The organism is uncultured Shewanella sp. (assembly GCF_947497935.1).
Taxonomy (GTDB): domain Bacteria; phylum Pseudomonadota; class Gammaproteobacteria; order Enterobacterales; family Shewanellaceae; genus Shewanella.
This window is the reverse complement of record NZ_CANMIO010000011.1, coordinates 39,648-57,521: the sequence shown is the minus strand read 5'-3', so window position 1 is coordinate 57,521 and position 17,874 is coordinate 39,648. Positions and strand designations below refer to the sequence as shown.

General features: G+C 44.3%; 11 protein-coding genes. 6 read left to right on the top strand and 5 right to left on the bottom strand.

Going from position 1 to position 17,874, the window contains the following annotated elements; all coding sequences use genetic code 11:
* Positions 1-444: 444 nt before the first annotated feature.
* From focA to yfcC, 3 genes are all read left to right on the top strand, one after another.
* On the top strand, positions 445-1,398 hold the full coding sequence (gene focA / locus Q1A86_RS13610) for a formate transporter FocA (RefSeq protein WP_299807447.1): 954 nt from the start codon (positions 445-447) through the stop codon (positions 1,396-1,398).
* 502 nt (positions 1,399-1,900) lie between these two features.
* Positions 1,901-3,343: a sodium/pantothenate symporter gene (panF, locus tag Q1A86_RS13605; RefSeq protein WP_299807445.1), complete on the top strand. Its 1,443-nt coding sequence runs from the start codon at positions 1,901-1,903 to the stop codon at positions 3,341-3,343.
* A gap of 70 nt (positions 3,344-3,413) precedes the next feature.
* Positions 3,414-4,958, top strand: a complete 1,545-nt coding sequence (yfcC, locus tag Q1A86_RS13600; protein ID WP_299807443.1) for a putative basic amino acid antiporter YfcC — start codon at positions 3,414-3,416, stop codon at positions 4,956-4,958.
* Positions 4,959-5,077: 119 nt separating this feature from the next.
* Here yfcC and Q1A86_RS13595 read toward each other — a convergent pair whose 3' ends face one another.
* The 3 genes from Q1A86_RS13595 to Q1A86_RS13585 form a co-directional block, all read right to left on the bottom strand.
* Positions 5,078-7,789, bottom strand: a complete 2,712-nt coding sequence (locus Q1A86_RS13595; RefSeq protein ID WP_299807441.1) for a TonB-dependent receptor — start codon at positions 7,787-7,789, stop codon at positions 5,078-5,080.
* A 511-nt stretch (positions 7,790-8,300) separates the two neighbouring features.
* On the bottom strand, positions 8,301-9,284 hold the full coding sequence (locus Q1A86_RS13590; RefSeq protein ID WP_299807439.1) for a TDT family transporter: 984 nt from the start codon (positions 9,282-9,284) through the stop codon (positions 8,301-8,303).
* 191 nt (positions 9,285-9,475) lie between these two features.
* A complete protein-coding gene (locus Q1A86_RS13585; RefSeq protein WP_299807437.1) occupies positions 9,476-10,549 on the bottom strand; it encodes a class I SAM-dependent methyltransferase in 1,074 nt (357 codons plus the stop codon).
* A 171-nt stretch (positions 10,550-10,720) separates the two neighbouring features.
* Here Q1A86_RS13585 and Q1A86_RS13580 point away from each other — a divergent pair, with 171 nt between their 5' ends.
* Positions 10,721-11,398: a TetR/AcrR family transcriptional regulator gene (locus Q1A86_RS13580; protein ID WP_299807435.1), complete on the top strand. Its 678-nt coding sequence runs from the start codon at positions 10,721-10,723 to the stop codon at positions 11,396-11,398.
* 30 nt (positions 11,399-11,428) lie between these two features.
* Here the strand turns inward: Q1A86_RS13580 and cysK are convergent, their stop codons facing one another.
* Positions 11,429-12,397, bottom strand: coding sequence for a cysteine synthase A (gene cysK, locus Q1A86_RS13575; protein WP_220759602.1), 969 nt, complete (start codon positions 12,395-12,397; stop codon positions 11,429-11,431).
* A gap of 237 nt (positions 12,398-12,634) precedes the next feature.
* Here cysK and Q1A86_RS13570 point away from each other — a divergent pair, with 237 nt between their 5' ends.
* Together Q1A86_RS13570 and Q1A86_RS13565 are read left to right on the top strand one after the other, a co-directional pair.
* A complete protein-coding gene (locus Q1A86_RS13570; protein ID WP_299807432.1) occupies positions 12,635-13,906 on the top strand; it encodes an RDD family protein in 1,272 nt (423 codons plus the stop codon).
* Positions 13,907-14,093: 187 nt separating this feature from the next.
* The gene (locus tag Q1A86_RS13565) at positions 14,094-15,341 is read left to right on the top strand and encodes a response regulator (RefSeq protein WP_299807430.1); all 1,248 of its coding nucleotides are present in this window, start codon (positions 14,094-14,096) and stop codon (positions 15,339-15,341) included.
* A gap of 74 nt (positions 15,342-15,415) precedes the next feature.
* Here the strand turns inward: Q1A86_RS13565 and Q1A86_RS13560 are convergent, their stop codons facing one another.
* On the bottom strand, positions 15,416-17,752 hold the full coding sequence (locus Q1A86_RS13560; protein WP_299807428.1) for a DUF5916 domain-containing protein: 2,337 nt from the start codon (positions 17,750-17,752) through the stop codon (positions 15,416-15,418).
* Positions 17,753-17,874 lie beyond the last annotated feature (122 nt).

Here is a 17,874-nt window from a genome sequence, read left to right as displayed (position 1 = left end):
AATACAATTTATCTAGCATAAGCGATCTAAAACTGCCGATAAAGTTATCGCAATATTGCATATCTGAAACAGTTGAGTAAAGAGTGCCAATCATCGTTTCAGTTTGCTTGTTGCTATATCCATATTTCGCACGGTTCACTTGGGGTCTAGTGCAATAAAATCTTCTAGAATTAGATCTAGATTAAACTATGATCATATTTCACTATATTAGTAAGGCGTTTTTAATGCCTTTAGTTTACAGCTATGTTATCTTGTTTCACTTAAAGTGAAATTGGTATGACCAATTTACCTGTGGGTTTTAGGTTTATTAATACTCTTTGATTTTATTGAGCTGTTTTCTAAGCTTATTTTTACTGTAAGTGATTGATGATTACTGTTGTTGTGGAGAAAGTTTATGTTATTTGTATTCGGTTTTGACAGAAGTAGTGGCGCTAGGTGGACGAAATGACAGTGAGTAATCAACCTAGTAAAAGCACTCAAGCTGAAAGCTCACTTCCAGCGCCAGCTAAGTTGAGCCTAGTTCAACAAGCCGCGACCTATGGTACAGATAAAGTTGTTAAAGCAAAGAAACAATCTTTCGGGCTTGCTATTTTTGCGGGTGCTTTTATCGCATTGGCTTTTGTTTTTTACATTACCGTCACAACCGGTAGCCAAGGTTCTTGGGGACTGACTCGATTTATCGGCGGGCTCGCCTTCAGCTTAGGCCTTATTCTCGTGGTAGTTTGTGGTGGTGAGTTGTTTACCAGTACTGTGCTTAGTAGTGTGGCATGGGCTCAGAAAAAAGTGAGTACGCTTGCGGTAATGAAGTGCTGGGCACGTGTGTATGCTGGTAACTTTGTTGGTGCTATGTTGATGGTACTGCTTATCACTCTTGCTGGTATGTATCAACTTGATGGTGGACGTTGGGGCCTAAGTGCACTTAACATCGCTCAGCACAAATTGCACCACAGCTGGACCCAAGCCTTTGTGCTCGGTATTTTATGTAACATGATGGTGTGCCTTGGTGTATGGATGACATTTGCAACCAAAGATGTCCTGACTAAGGTTGTGCTACTGATGTTGCCTGTGGCTATGTTTGTGAGTAGCGGCTTTGAACACAGCATCGCCAATATGTTTATGGTGCCACTTGGGATCACTATCCATCAATTTGCGGATCCGGCCTGGTTTGAAGCCTTAAACATCAGTCGTGATAAGTTTGCGGATCTGACGGTGATGAACTTTGTTTTCAACAATCTGATCCCAGTTACTTTAGGTAACATAGTCGGTGGCGGCGTGTTTGTCGGCTTAGGTTATTGGATGATTGAGAACAGTGCTAATAGCTCTTCTGTCGAGTCTGCTCCAGCGCAAGTCGAGGCTAAGCAACTTAAGACTGGCAGCAAGACGAGTGCTGAAGGTTAAGCTTAACACTTGCAGTAGCCATAGCCTAAACGGTTCGATGATAAAAAGCAGTTCATTTAAATGAACTGCTTTTTTATTTGCTGCGACTCACAACTTTTTTAAATGCCATGTTTTGTATTTTGATGAGTAATTCTAGTGAGTTATAACAGCTGGTATTGACTAAGAAACAGGGCATATCTGACACCTTTTCGACTATAGGTTTACTCATTTTTTGTGATTTAACCGCATAACGTCTACTGGTGTCACCAGATAATATTGATTAAAATTAGCTGCTCAAACCTGCTTTACTGCGACGGCCTTTCATATATGAGTTTGCTGACCAAAATCTCATTAATACTTACTTTTAGCTACTTTTCCCTCTGGAGCTTTGGCCCCCTTTGGCTCGATGATCTGGGTAATTGGTTTGGCTTACCCCTGTGGTTTTGGTTTTCCTGTATCGGCGCGCCTATTTTATTGATAGTGAGTCTTAGCTTTTTGCTCACCAAAGTTGTAGAGAAAGACGATGACTAGCCTACTGCCTGTGTTAATTTATCTTGTTTTAAGCTTGGTCATCACTAGAGTGTGGAGTGCGCGTCAATCTAAGCAATCTCTGCAGCTGTGTGACGATAAAGCCAAGCGCTTCTTCATTGGTGGTGCATTTCTTAGTGGGCCATTATTGGCATTAACTTTGGTAGCCACCTACACCAGTGCGGGCTCGTTTATTGGTGGCCCTGGAGCGGCCTATAAATTCGGTTTGGGTTGGGTGTGGCTAGCCGTGATCCAGGTTCCTGTGGTTATTCTTACATTAGGTGTTTTAGGACCTAAGTTTCTCGCGCATAAAAAGCAGTACAGCACTATTATTGAATGGCTAGACCACCGTTTTCAAAACAACTGGCTAAGTGTTATTGCCATGCTGAGCTTGGTCGTTGGTTTTGTGGCGATGATCTCTGTGCAGTTTATTGGCGGCGCACGCCTACTCTCTGGCGTCACAGGGATCAGTTATGAATTAGGTTTAGGGATATTCGTACTCACGGTCTTAGCCTATACCTTAACTGGTGGTTTCAGGGCGGTAGTACTGACTGATGCTCTGCAGGGCATGGTGATGCTTTTGGGATTAATCATCCTATTACTTGTCATACTGACTCAACCAGAGCTAAGCGCTCAGCTCGCTCAGGAGACTGCTAAAACGCCACAGTTATTGAGCCCTCATGGTGTAGATGACTTTTTAGGTTGGCCTATGATGTTGTCGTTTTGGGTATTAATTTGTTTTGGCACCATGGGATTGCCGCATACGATTGTTAGACTGCTGGCGGTTAAAGATCGCCAGTCGTTAAAAAAAGGCATGCTTTGGGGCACAATAATCTGCTTTTTGATGACACTGCTTCCGCATTTGTGTGGTTTCTTAGGTCGGGCACTTTTTCCAGAACTAGCGGTACCGGATCAGATTATGCCGACCTTAATCGCTCAGCTTATGAGTCCATTTTGGGCAGGGATCTTGCTTGCCGCCCCCATCGCCGCTGTTATGTCATCGGTAGACTCTATGTTGTTGCAGTCGGCTGTGAGTATTGTTCGTGACGGAGTGGTGAAAGCTAAACCACAGATGGGAGCGACAATGCAGGTGCGTTTGACCCAAGTGGTGATGGTGATTATTACGGCATTAGCTTGCTTCTGGGCTGTAAAGCCACCGGATATGATAGTTTGGATTAACCTAGCAGCCTTTGGTGCACTGCAAGCGGTATTTCTATGGCCGATCATAGCAGGGCTATTTTGGCCAAGTGTTAATGGGAATACGGCCTTAGTCGCCATGTGCAGCGGAATGCTTAGCTACCTTGCTCTTCAGTTACAGACACCACTGATATTCAACGTACATCCAATTGTACCCGCATTGCTATTTTCGTTACTGATGTTGCTGGTAAGTCACTTTATTAGCAAATGCTTTGTTAAGGGCTCTGTCGCAACGGGTTAAAATTGATGGCTAGCCAAGGGCCTGCCATTGGTTTATATTTGCCGCCATATAATAATAAAATGGTGGCGAAATGAACCCAGTTAACTCTTCTAATACACTTGAGGATCAGCCAGTTACTGCTAGAGTAACTTGGAAAATGCCTGATACTTTAGTCATTATCTTCTTTGTCGCAATTGCGGCGGCCATTCTCACTTACTTTGTGCCTATTGGCTCGTTTCAAACCCAAGATGTGAGCTACGTTGTCGATGGCGTAGAAAAGAGCCGAAGTGTTATCGACCCAGATTCCTTTGCCTATGAAGTCGACGATGGGGGCAAGCCAGTCTTGCAGCCCGTTGCTCTGTTCGAAGGTCATGGGGGCGTTGGCTTCTTTAACTTTGCCTTTGAAGGACTGGTATCGGGTTCTAAATGGGGTAGTGCGATTGGCGTGATCATGTTCATGCTAGTCATTGGTGGCGCCTTTGGTATCGTGATGGCTACCGGCACTATAGATAACGGAATTTTAAAGCTTATCGATCGCACCCGTGGTAATGAAGCACTGTTTATTCCGGTTATTTTCACTCTATTCTCTCTAGGCGGGGCCGTATTTGGCATGGGAGAGGAGGCCATTGCTTTTGCCATTATCATCTGCCCGCTGATGATCCGCTTAGGTTACGATGGAATTACGACAGTGATGGTGACCTATGTGGCGACTCAGATTGGTTTTGCTTCATCTTGGATGAACCCCTTTAGTGTGGCCATTGCACAGGGGATTGCCGGAGTGCCAGTGCTTTCGGGTTCAGGCATGCGTTTTGTGATGTGGGCAGGTTTTACTTTGATGGGGCTTATCTTTACCATGCGTTATGCCGCTAAAGTTAAGGCAACTCCTACGCACTCTTTTAGTTATCAAAGTGACAACTACTTTAGGGACAATTTAAAAGACTCCAAGCTTGAAAGTCGTTTTAACTTCGGTGATATCTTAGTATTACTCACCATTTTCGCAACGGTTGCGTGGATCATCTGGGGCGTGATAGCTAAGGCCTGGTTTATCCCCGAGATAGCCAGTCAATTTTTCACCATGGGGATCATTGTCGGCATTATTGGCGTTGTTTTTAAGCTGAATAAAATGGACATTAATACCGTGGCGGTGAGCTTTAAGCAGGGCGCCGCGACAATGCTAGAACCTGCCGTGTTAGTCGGGTGTGCATCGGGGATTTTATTGTTACTTGGAGGCGGTGATGCGTCGACACCAAGTGTTCTTAATACCATATTGAGTAAGGCGGGGGAGTTTATCGGTCAGCTTCCAAGTGTGATGTCTGCCTGGTTTATGTTTGTATTTCAGTCTGTATTTAACTTCTTTGTGACTTCAGGCTCGGGACAGGCGGCACTTACCATGCCGTTAATGGCACCACTTGCCGATTTGGTTGGGGTGACCCGTCAGGTGGCGGTATTAGCATTCCAACTGGGTGATGGCTTTACTAACGTATTAGTACCGACTTCCGCTTCCTTGATGGCGACCTTGGGCGTGTGCCGCGTCGATTGGGGTCAGTGGCTTAAGTTTATTTGGCGCTTTATGTTGGCATTATTTACGGTTTCAAGTGCAATCGTGATTGGCGCGCACTATATGGGGTTTAGTTAGATAACAGCCTATAGCTAGGCGTAAGTGATTTAATTATTGAATATTAAATGAGATTGATAAAAAAAACGGCATCCTAGGATGCCGTTTTTAGTATCAGTAAAGCAATAAACAACTCTCGCTTAGAACTTCACTTCACCTTCAACAAACCACTCACGACCGCGTGCATTGTAAATACTACGTGGGTAGTGTGGCCATGATGTTGCTGTCGGATCGAAGTTAGGGCCGGCATCAAATAAGTTAACGATACCTGCTTTAACTTTGATTGAATCAGAGAAAGTGTAACCCGTTGTCAAATTCCACTTAGTTTGAGAGGCAACTTCATGATCTTCTTCGATAAATACTTCACCTGCAGCTTCAGCAGCTTCTTTGAACGACTTATATTGTGAGCCGTGCATACGCGCTGTGTGGTAAGCGCCAAGTGTCGCCTCGAAATCTTCAATGAAGTAACCCAGTACTAGGTTTGCTCGATATTGTGGCAAGCCACCGTTTTCAATATCATCTTCAATCGGATCGCTCTGTGTTAGCTGATACTCAGAGTTTAAGATATAGGTACCGCTAAAGTTAAGCTTTAGCTCACCAAAGCTATTTAGATCCCAGTCGTAACCAGCTGTTAAGTCAAAACCACGTACTTCTTGGTACGCTAGGTTTTGTGCTGTTGCATTGATATGAGTAATAGTACCTTTATCGTCACGGGTGATCATGTCTTCATACAACTCATATTCGCGAGCCGCTTGTGAAGCACTGATATCACTTACCATGTCGTCAAGTTTCCACTCCCAAAGGTCGAATGATGCGTTGAATGCATCGCCGCCCCATACTGCACCAATGTTCGCCGTGTAGCCCGTCTCAGCTTCTAAGTCTTGGTTCGCACCAGTAGTGGTATCGATATGAAGTTCATTACAGATAGCATTTAGGTTTTCATCTGGGTAACTGGTACCCGGTGTTCCGCCCATTGCTTGACACTGTTTAAAGTCAATTACGGTGTTAAAGCCATTGGTTGGATCACCATATACACGGTGCATATCAGGAGCACGGAATACTGAGCTCCAAGAACCACGAACAAGTAGCTCTCTTAATGGACGATACTCAACTGCGATCTGTGGTGAAAGGTTACCACCAAAGTTGTCGTAGTGGTCGTAACGAAGCGCCGCATCAATGGTTAAATCATCAAGTACAGGGACACTTAATTCGGCATAAGTTGCCCAGTTTTTACGCTCGCCTGCACCAGACGAACCACCTTTACCTAAGATGTTGCCGTTTTTAGATTCTGAGTCTGAGTCTGTAGAGTAGTCTTGGATGGTGTATTCTGCACCATATGCAAACATCACTTCGCCTGCGTCCATATCAAATAGGGCGCCAGTGATGTTAGCTTGAATGTTCTTTTGTGTAGATTGGGCACGCTCAAAAGAGCTATAAGAGGCTTTTTCGGCGTCTTCTGCTGACATGTTCTCTAATAAAGAGTTTCCATTCTCACCCGCCGTAATGTAGTTGAACATGCCAGCTACAGTCGCGTTGCCGTTACCAAATACATCAACACTAGTGCGACCGTAGTTAACCGATGCATCCCAGCTATATTCATCAGCGATCATGCCTTCAAGGCCAGCGGTGAAGAAGTAGTTGCGTGTCTTGGTTTCAGTTGTACGGTTACCTAATTCATGTAGACGACGTGCGTAATAATATGAACCATCTTCGGCATTGGCAAAGTCACCATTTAGTGCGGTTGACTTATCATCAAACACCTTGCTTAGGTAGTTATCTGCGCCAACTTGGCCATAACTAACTGTTAATTGATTGCCATCAACAGCAATGTCGTAATCATCGATTGCTGATGGCTCAATGTTAGTGACAGATTTTGCTTCTGCGAAGTCCAAACGACCCACAAAACTGACGTCATCAGCAAGTTCATAGTTGAAATTAGTTGAGCTGATAAAGCGTGTGCTTTCTGGTTGTAGATCACGCCATGCAGAGCGGTCAAAACCACAAATGCTACGAGCTGAATCCCATAAGAAGCCGCCGGCAGTACATTCTTCAGCTGTTAGTTGGCGTGCTCCATCACCTGTACCCGCGATTCTTGCACCGTATGAGCTGTATTGAGAGTAAGGGCTGTGAGGCACTTTGTCTGTATGTAGGCCAAAGTTCTCTCTGTCAGTCGCTTTTAATGACTCATTGTCAGTAAATTCGATAAAGCTAGAAACATTACCTTTATCAGAAGATGCACCTATCGATAGCGCGACACGATCGCTACCTCCGCCGCCATTGGTGGTATCACCGTGACGGTACTTAACCGCAACGCCTTCAAAGTCTTTTTTCAAGATGATATTGATTACGCCACCAACTGCGTCGGCACCATAAATTGCTGAGCCGCCTGATTGTAGGATCTCAATTCGTTGAACGGCTTCCATCGGTAGGTTTGCCGTATCAACAAAGTTATCAGTACCGCCAGCTGGTTTTGGGTATTGGTTTAATCTTTTACCATTGATCAGTGTCAATGTACGGTTTGCACCGGCGCCACGAAGGCTAATAGAAGAAGCTGCTGGCGTGAACCCATGAACCGATTGAGTGGTCATCGCACCTGTAGATGAAGTTAAGCTCTCTAAAGCGTCTTGAATACTTGTGAAGCCTTGATTAGCCATCTCATCAGCACTTAATACAGTAACAGGTGTTGCTGTTTCCATATCACTACGCTGAATACGAGAACCTGTCACCTGGATACGTTCTACATTTTCATCATCAACTGCCGCAAGAACTACTGGCGAGCTCAGTGCTGCTGATGCGGCACCTGTTGCTAACGCAAAGCGGACTGCTTTGGCCAATCTTGAGTTACCCTTCATATTGTTTACTCCCTTGGAACTTATGATAGTTATATGTTTTTTTTATATATTTTAATTAGTGTCTGCTTCTTAAGATGTTGCAAATATATTTAAAAAACAGTCTCCAAGACGGGATGTAAGCACAACTCAATAACTGGGGCAACATGCCATTTACAGGTGTCTTATTTGCCTGTCTTCATTGACTGGTACATCTTGTTAACGCTTTGAGTACTTACGTGCAACCTCGAGGCTTTTGGTGTGAACGCTTGTGCGTAAATGTTAGTTTAGGTGCTTGTTTTGTTTTGGCTGTGTTGCCGTTCGGTTTCGCGGATGGTGTTTGAGTGTTTGTTTTGTGGGGGTGTTCTAGGTGTAGATATTACTGGGTACGCTCTTTAGTAGGCAGTTGTATAAAAAACCTCAAATGTTAACTTGATCACACTTGAGGTTTGGAAAGTACTGATGAAGGGAAATGTTACGATTAGGTTTCTTGTATCAATTGCTCACAACTAAGCGGGTAAATTTACAATGCTTTTTATACTGCAGTCCGCCCAAGAATACTTGTCTTGTAGTGGATTAAGTATTTGAGCGAAACATAGATAACAACAAGTGTCGCTATGATTAACTCAACTTTTGCCGTGATCAGTAGGTCAAAAGATAAGGTACTCGTACCGTATGTAGCGACAAGCCAGTGTACAGTCTTAAACAAAGCGGTAGCACCGATAACCATTGGGAAGGTGAAAGCCGCATAGCCAGGTGAAAATGGTAGTCTGAGTAAGTGAAAGAAAGCGAGATATATCACGCTCGTCATCAAGAGGGCTAGGGTCAGTAACACCCCAACGACAATAATTGATGGCTCGTTGGATATGGTTAGGTATCCAGCTAATGATAAGCTCGCTGGCGCAGCTAGAATTGCGATAGTCGGTTTAGCGGCATCGGCAATTGGCTCACAGAAAATCAATCGATAAAGCATAACGGGCAGCATCACTAGGTAACTCACCATACCAAAAGTAAGAATGCCATCGGCTAGCCATTGATATTGCATTTCAGAACCGTGAGGGAAAGATACGGCCGCAACGATGATCCCAATAGGGGGGACGAACCAACTTGGCACCATGTGGTCAAGTTTAAAATCGATGGCTCGGTAGTAGACAAACATACTTAAAAACACAATATGAATGGCGATAGCTACTAGCCATAGCGCCACGCCTACAGCATGATTAAATTGCCCTAGCGCTGCTGATACCACCATTAGTCCCATTGCGAAGGTGGGAATAACGCTACCGACGACCGGATGAGTGAGTTCTTCAATAAGTACTCTTGGGTGAAGCACAAATTTGGCCACTAACATAAGTAACAGCACTGCGGCAATTGAAGCACCGATTAGTTGCCCATTACCACCTAAGTTAGGCACCATACTTTCCCAAGCCCAGCCTAAGCTACCGATAGCTAAAGCCAATCCGGCCATAGGGCTTGGTAGGCGTGACACTCTGTGTCTTAGTTTATTGTTAGTTGTCATTGTGCTTCCTCAATTCAATCTTTATGCAGCTATGATAATCGGGTTGCTAGATAATAAAAATTGAAGTTAGGTTAACCTTTCGTTCAATTTAATTGAATCTTGGTTCTTAAGCTTCAAATCCCAAGCCTTAAATCTAAAGTCTGAGCTTTAGATTTAAGATTGAGACTCAAGCTTTAGATACAAGTTTGAAATTAAGGCTTGAGCTTACAGCGCAGCAAGGTATGTCCAAGGCCGATATTGTCGATATCTTCATCGACGAATAGACCTGCTTGGCTGATTAATTTTAGCAAGGTCTTACTGTGATACATACGGCTGTTGCCATTGGCGATGGCGGTAAAATAGAGCGAGGTCGCGTTAACGCAATAGGCGCCAGCCTCAAACGGTTGACGGTCCCAAAAAGTTTCTAAGATACAAAGCTCACTACCAGCGCTCATAACTGCTGCCGCGCGTTTTAAAATGCTAAGGATTTCAGACTCTGAGAAACAATCTAAGAACTGGCTCATCCAGTAAAGATCGCCATTTTCACAAAATGCCTTAGTTTCATCGAGCAGATCGGTGACGAATGGTTTTACCCTTTCAGAGACTCCTGCTTGCTGAGCATTTTCCATGGCAACTTTTAGTTGTCCAGGCAGATCCATGATGGTCACTTGAACTTGGCTGTCGAAGCCTGTGCAGGCGAGGGCCCATTTACCTGTATTGCCACCCACATCGACAATCTGTTTAGGTTTAGATTGAAAGATAAGTGGCAGTAAAGACTCAAATGCATGATCTGAGTAGTAATGATCGAATTCAAACCAGCTCTTTTTTATCTCATCGGGTAGCTGACTCAATCCTGGGTAAATAGTCTGCCAATCACCAAGACTGGCTAATCCTTTTGGTTTACCTTCGATAAGCGATGATTCTAACTCAAATAGGCCCTGGTAACAGACATCGTGGGTGAAATTAAGGTTGGTCTTTGCCATATCATCATGTAGCAAGAAGTGGCCAATCTTATCGAGCACGTATTTCTCATCATTGAGATAAAGCAATCCCATGCTGAGACCCATATCTACAAGTACACCTACTGCATATTCAGATAGCTTAGATTGTTGTGCTAATTGGCTTAGGCTGCTGCCTGCGTTACCACTGTCAGAGATAAATTGTAGTACGTTAAATTTTAATAAGCAGCGAGCCACCTGAAAACTTATGGGAGCAAAAGCGATTTTTTGTGCTTCAAATTTTGCGTCAAATGCACTAATTGAAAGGGGGGAGCGATAAAAAGACATAAGTTAAACCAAGGTAAGCTTAGAGAGTATTAGTGGAGGTAAATTTTACATGTTACAGTTTGTTAATTGTTTGAACTTGATCCGACTTCACGCGGTTAAATGTGGCTTTAACTGCCCATAAGTGGGTTTAGAGCATTTTGCAGCATATTTATTAGTCGAAAGGGAAGCGTTATGTTTGTACCTATGACCTATGTCGGACGCCAGTCAAACCGTAGCGATGGTCAAGCGCGGCGTATTGAAATATTAGAGGCGACGTTACGTTTAATCGTGAAAGAGGGGATCCGTGGGGTTCGTCATCGCGCTGTCGCCACCGAAGCTAATGTCCCTTTGTCGTCAACAACTTACTACTTTAATGATATTAAAGATCTTATCAGTGACTCATTAACTTACTTTGCAGAAAAGACGCTGTGGATGAATAAAACGTTAGAGCAGAAGAGTTACGCCTTGGTCGAGAGTGTGAGGCTGAAACAACAAACGGCCGATGAGTCGCAGATGAAGGCATTTATTATCGATAATCTCAGTCAATTTATCTGTGAACATATTAAAGAGCAGTTAGCGCATCGGGACGATAGGCTCCTTGAGGTAGCGTTTCATGAAGAGGCGTTACGTAATCCGCAACTGGCAGCGGCAATCACCGCATTAGATGAGATCTTTCTAGATAGCATTAAACTGTTTTTTGTTGGCATGGGATCCGGTTCGGCTAATGCAGATGCACATCAAGTGTTAGCTATCATTAAACTTCTCGAGTACCAGTATCTTATTCGAACAGATATTGATGATAACGCCTTGTTAGATATTGTCAGATCAACAGTCACTCATATTGTGATGGCAATAAAAAACCCAAGCTAAGGCTTGGGTTTTATTTAACGCGAGATTAATTTATTGAACGTTTTCTGCGTCGCTAAATTCACCTTGGAACAGTACAGAAGATAGGTAGCGCTCTGCAGCAGAAGGTAAAATTACGACTATGTTTTTGCCTTCAAATTCAGGCAAAGCAGCGATACGGTTAGCAGCTACAACAGCGGCGCCCGATGAAATACCCACAAGTATTCCTTCTTCTTTCATTAAGCGCTGAGCCATCTCGATAGACTCTTCGTTGGTGACAGCTTCAACACGATCGACAAGATTAAGATCTAAGTTGCCAGGAATAAAACCTGCGCCAATACCTTGAATTTTGTGAGGTCCAGGCTGAACCGTCTGACCCGCTAGCGTTTGCGCGATAACAGGTGAATCAGTAGGCTCAACCGCTACAGAAGTAATTGCTTTACCTTGAGTGTTCTTAATGTAACGGCTAACACCAGTAATGGTGCCACCAGTACCTACACCGGCAACAACAACATCGACGGTTCCGTCGGTATCATTCCAGATCTCTGGGCCCGTGGTTTTCTCGTGGATTTCAGGGTTAGCAGGATTGTTGAACTGCTGCAGTAACACGTACTTTTCAGGGTTAGACTGTCTGATCTCTTCAGCCTTATCAATTGCGCCCTTCATACCTTTAGCGCCATCGGTCAGTACAAGATTTGCACCAAGGGCTTTCAGTAACTTTCTACGCTCTAAACTCATGGTGTTCGGCATAGTTAGAGTTAACTTATAACCGCGAGCAGCGGCAACATAAGCGAGTGCGATACCCGTGTTACCCGATGTAGGCTCAATGAGCTCTTGCTCTAGAGTGAGAAGGCCTTTTTTCTCTGCGTCCCAAATCATATTGGCACCGATACGGCACTTAACGCTGAAGCTAGGGTTACGGGCTTCAACTTTTGCAAGCACTCTACCATTACTTACGCGGTTTAAGCGGACAAGAGGGGTGTTACCAATTGTTTGTGAATTATCTTCGAAAATTTTGCTCATGGGTTGCTTGCTCCTTTATATGCACAGCTAAATCATAATAGGCTTTGGCAGCAATAGAAGTGATAGTTTGTTCTTCGTTATTCTATTTAGTTATTAAAGCGTTTGCTGTTATTCATAAAGAGCGGAATAGCTGGGGATATGCCGTGTTAACATAATGTTACTTGAGGTGGCTGCCGCCATTTTAATTCTTATTCGAGTGAGTTTTAAGCGGGAAATGTAGATTAAAGAGGGAAATCGATGACTCAACAGCAGATCAGTAAACATGATGATCCTAAGACATGGGTAACGCCTTTTGCCTTCGATCTTGCGCCTCATATTCTTTATATGCCGTTAGCGAGTCCCCTCAAGCGCGGGTTAGCCATGTTGATTGACGGTCTCTTAGTCGCCGTACTTGCCGACAGTGCGGGATGGATCTTTATCTTATTGGTGCTCGGTACTCTTCTGATCCAAAAGCAGAGCAAAACAGTGGGTAAGTTGTTTAAGTGGGGGTTGTACTTGTTGATGCTAATCGGATTGATTTCTGCGCTAGTAAGCCACTTTTATGAGGTCGCGCCAGACTTACCTAAGCAAAGCAGTTACCCAAGTAATGACAGCAGTATAGCGCTGCCAGAAGATGGCAAAGGGGGATTGGCAACTCTGGCTGAAATAGCCAGTTATGTTCCCGCTGTCATTGTCGCGAGTCAATGTGAAGATTTTGCCTGTGCGAAAATTAATATCGCGAAGGTAAAGAGTGCATTATCTAACTCGAGTCTGAATGCAGAAAAGCAGGACAGTATTATTAATGATCTAGTCGCTGAATTACCCTTAACGGCAGCAGAAAAGCAGCGGCTATATGTCACTACTACAGAGGCGACGACTGAAGATTTCGCTAAAGCTGGGATAGAAGCGAGTGCGGTTCCAAACTCTGAACCTCTCAGGGACTCAAACAGGGAGACTAGCAGTCAGTTGCTTGACATAAACAGTGGCGAGCACGCAGATCCTGGGACTAGCCCAGTGGTTTCAGCATTAGAAATACGGATACAAGAACTTGAACAAATGGCTGCTAAGTTAGAGCAAGATATCGAACAGAAGAATGCCGCTAAAGAGGGAGAACTCTTTGCTAACAGCGAAGAGACGACTAGTCCGTTGGCATGGATAAACGGATTCCTTAACGACCTCGGGTTAGGTTTTGGTTGGGCGGCTTTCTATTTTACCGTGTTCACCGCATGGTTTGACGGTCAAACCTTAGGCAAGAAGTTGTTTGGGATCCGTGTCATTCAACTCGATGGCGTTAAAATTTCACTCTGGGCTGCATTTGGTCGCTATGGTGGTTATGCCGCCGGATTTACCACGGGCTTGTTAGGTTTCTTGCAGATTTATTGGGATGCCAATAGACAGGCTATTCAAGATAAGATCTCGGCAACCGTAGTGATAGATACTCGTAAGACAAAGCACCAGGCTGCCATGGAACATAGTGCTGTTGATAACATTCCCGAACACTTATCTATCGAAAATAGTGCAAATAGTTGACATTAGCTATACCGTTTTTAGTCCGTAAGTATTAAGCTTGCCTCGAATTAGAAGCGCCAAAACAATATGCGACGGGATAAATTTCCTACTTCAATATGCCAAATGAGCTTAATTATTGCAGGTTATTCACAACCTTGATTAACCGCGAAGTGAGTTTGCGAAGCTGTGTAGGAAAAAGGAGAAAAGTTTGCGGATTTTAGTGGTTGAAGATAGCCAAATGGTTTCGCGGGTGATGCGCCATTTGATTACTCAAGAGCTGAGTTGTGAGGTAGATGTTGCGCCAGATATGGCTAGCGCAAAAGCGTTGTTGGCCCAAAATGAGTATTTTGTCGCAATAACGGATCTGAACTTGCCAGATGCCCAAGAGGGCGAGATTGTTAAGTATGTACTGGCAAAGCAGATCCCTTGTATTGTGCTGACAGGAAGCTGGGATGCAGAGCAACGAGAGCGCCTTCTGCAGCTAGGGATCGTCGATTACGTCTTTAAAGAAAATCGCTTCAGCTATGAATATACCGCAAAGCTGGTTAAGCGTTTGAGCCGCAACCAAAGCGTCAAGGTGCTCGTTGCCGATGACTCCCTTGTTAGCCGCAAATTTATCCGCAGTTTATTAGAGCAGCATCTTTTTCAAGTGATCGAGGCTGACGATGGTATCTCGGCGCTAGAAACGCTTAACGATAATCCAGATATCAAGCTACTGATCACTGATTATAATATGCCTGGCCTTGATGGATTCGGGCTTATTATTAAAGTCCGTGAACAGTTCAGCCGTGAAGAGTTGGCGATTATCGGTTTATCGAGTGACAGTGATGAAAGCCTCTCTGCGCGTTTTATCAAAAATGGTGCCAATGATTTTCTACAAAAACCTTTTGTCCACGAAGAGTTTCACTGCCGTGTGTTAAACACCCTTGATGCATTGGATATGGTGACTCGGCTGTGGGAACAAGCAAACTTAGATTACCTGACCAATGTCTATAATCGTCGTTATTTCTTTAATTTATACGAAGAAAAGCTGACGGCAATTGCTCAGAAACAGGGGACATTGTCACTGGCATTATTGGATATCGACTTTTTCAAGAAAGTGAACGATACCTATGGCCATGATGTGGGCGATGAAGTCTTGGTTGAATTTTCTAATCGATTACAGCAATCATTCTCACAGCACTTTACCGTTGCACGTATAGGCGGTGAAGAGTTTGTAGTCGGATTTAAAGGCCTTAACGTCGAAAAGGCCTATGCGCTGCTTGATAGTTTTCGAATGCAGCTTCAAGCCAATCCCATTGAAACCTCTAAAGGTATGTTGCACATCAGCGTGAGTAGTGGTGTGGCCGAGTTTTCCCATACAGAGAATGTTGATGAGCTGCTTAATCGCGCCGATATCGGTTTATATGAAGCAAAATCGGCAGGACGAAATCTAGTTTGCATTGCAGAGAGTTAATGGTTTCTGTGGCAGATAAAGAACAAAAAGCAGCCAAATGGCTGCTTTTTCTTTATGGGATAATCAATGGCTAGCTAGATCAACCAGGCGTAGCTGACTTTCATAAAGTAAGTTTCTTCAGTCTTCATCAGAGAATCTATGGTGTCATCGGCTTTTATGCCGTCGGAGTAACCCAAATAAAATACGCTCTGTGGGTTGAGTTTATAGCCGTAGAGGATCTCATTGCCTAACTGTTGATAGTGCTCATTTGGCGTACTGTACTTATATAAGCTGGGATCGCGTTCGATATCTGTGTAGACACTCGAAATACGAATGAAGTTATGAATGTCGATATACCAGCTAAGACGCAGGTCACTTAAATTAGCGGTAAATAAACGGCCATCGTCCACGTCCATAGTGCGGTAAACATGAGACACATCGAGTGCGATAGAGTCGGTGACGTTCCAGTTGACGCCAGGGTTAAACATCACCTTAGTGCCTAGTTGATCATTAGCAAAGTCGATGTCATCGCCATAGTTGATATCCAGCTCTAAAAAAAGTGTGCGAGTGGGCTTAATATTGGAGTAGAGCCAGCCCATCGTTTCGGTGAACATCTGCGTGTTACCGTCAATGGCGAGTGAAGCGCCGTTATGACGTCTGCCAACTCGGTCACGATTAACCAAGCCAAAGGCGGTATAGCTTTGCCACTGGCCTTGAAATTCCATTTTCGCCTCGGCTTCTTGCTCTAATTTTTCACCGGCTTGGTTATGGCTAATATCCCAGTCGCCACGCAGCTCTACTTGGTTAAAGAATCCAGATTGTGGATACCAAGTATATCCGCCTCCAGCGACAAACTTTGTAAAATCTACGTTCTCTACGAAACCGAGATCGGCTCGAAAGTCTTCGCCAACAGATAGGTATTGAGCGAACATATCCCAGCTACGTGTCTCGTGTTGATATTTGAGCAAGTACATATCGTCACTGAAAGCGCCTTTTTTCTTTGTGCGGAGCACGCGCTCATTAATACCACAGTCAGCTAGATCACAGTTGTTTTGTGGCAGACAATCATCACTACTGCAAAACGCTTTATAAAGATCTATGGGGTATTCGGTATCCGATAACACGTACTGGACTGCGAAAGTATCATGTTCCGTCGGCTGGTATTTAGCATCTAGACTGGTGACGTAGTTATGGTAATCATCACTTTTCTTAGCCGTCACTAACGCGCCAATCGACAAAGGCTTGCCCAGATCTACCCGATAACGGCCTGCGAAGTTTTGACTCTTGTTATCGATACTGGCGATATCAGAACTTAAGTTGCCCGGAACTAAAAAGTTGGTGTTGGTGTCGTCAGTGATTAATGTCGCAAACGTATGGTCACCAACTTTACTGGTCAGTTTAAGGCCGTAATCAGGCGAGACAATATTACGGGTATGCAACAAATTCAGCTGAGTATCGAAGTAGTCTTTATTATCGAGGAAGAAGGCGCGCTTCTCTGGATAGAAAAGCGCGAAGGTCGAGTTAATATCTAACTGCCCAGCATCGGCCTCGACTTGAGAAAAGTCAGGATTAATCGTGGCGCTAAGTAAGGTACTGGGGGTGATCCCCCAGCGTACGTCTAAGCTCGGTTCGATGTTGTTTTCACTATCCCAATCACTGTCCTGTTTATGAGGGCGTTTGCTATTACGATTAACCACAAATGAGGGGGTAATTTGCAAGTCGTTTCCCTGTTCGATATTGGCAAGGCCTGTAGCGATACCTAACTGGCAGAGTTGACAGTTATTATCTCTATCTATTTGATGGCTTGAAATGCGGTGCTCTTCGTTTCTAGGATAGAAGCGAATGAACTCTATGCCCCATTTTTGCTCGCTCTTGGGAGCAAAGTTAAGCAGCCTTAAGGGCAGCTCTATTTCAACTTGGTAGCCAGAGTCGGTACGTTTGGCAGCGCTATACCAAATCCCATCCCAGGCATCGCTCTCACTACCTGTTAGCTCGTTTTCTATCGAGTCCATCTGTACACCATAGGCATTGACAAAGAACTGATAGGCTAATCTGGCATCATTAAAGGTATCGAGCTTGATACCAACAAGATCATCCCCCCATACGCTGTCTCGGTCGCTTAAGTTAGCGCGAATGTGTTCAGGGGTGGGATCTTGTGCACTAAAGGCCATAAATAGGCTCGATTCAGTGGCATAGATTTTCACCTCGGTTTGCACAGGGGCTGCGATGTTTTCGCCGGGGCGAGTCTCAAACTTTAAGTTTGTCGTCGCAGCCTGCTGCCATTGAGGCTCGTCAAACTCGCCATCGATTTGAACTGCACCTGCAACTGTTGGGATCTGAACATTGAATTGAGATGCTTGCCCAGCTTGGGTTGCACTCGAGCTAAAAGCACTAAAGAGGAGCGCTAAGGGGAAAAGGCATTTTGTTTTCATTTGTTATTATTGTTATTGCGTTGTTATTTATTGGGATTGTGCCAGATTTAGCCCTGAGTTTGGACCGTCATTGTCGGAGGATATTGTTACAAAGCTTGTCGTGGTGACCGTTTTGCGGCATT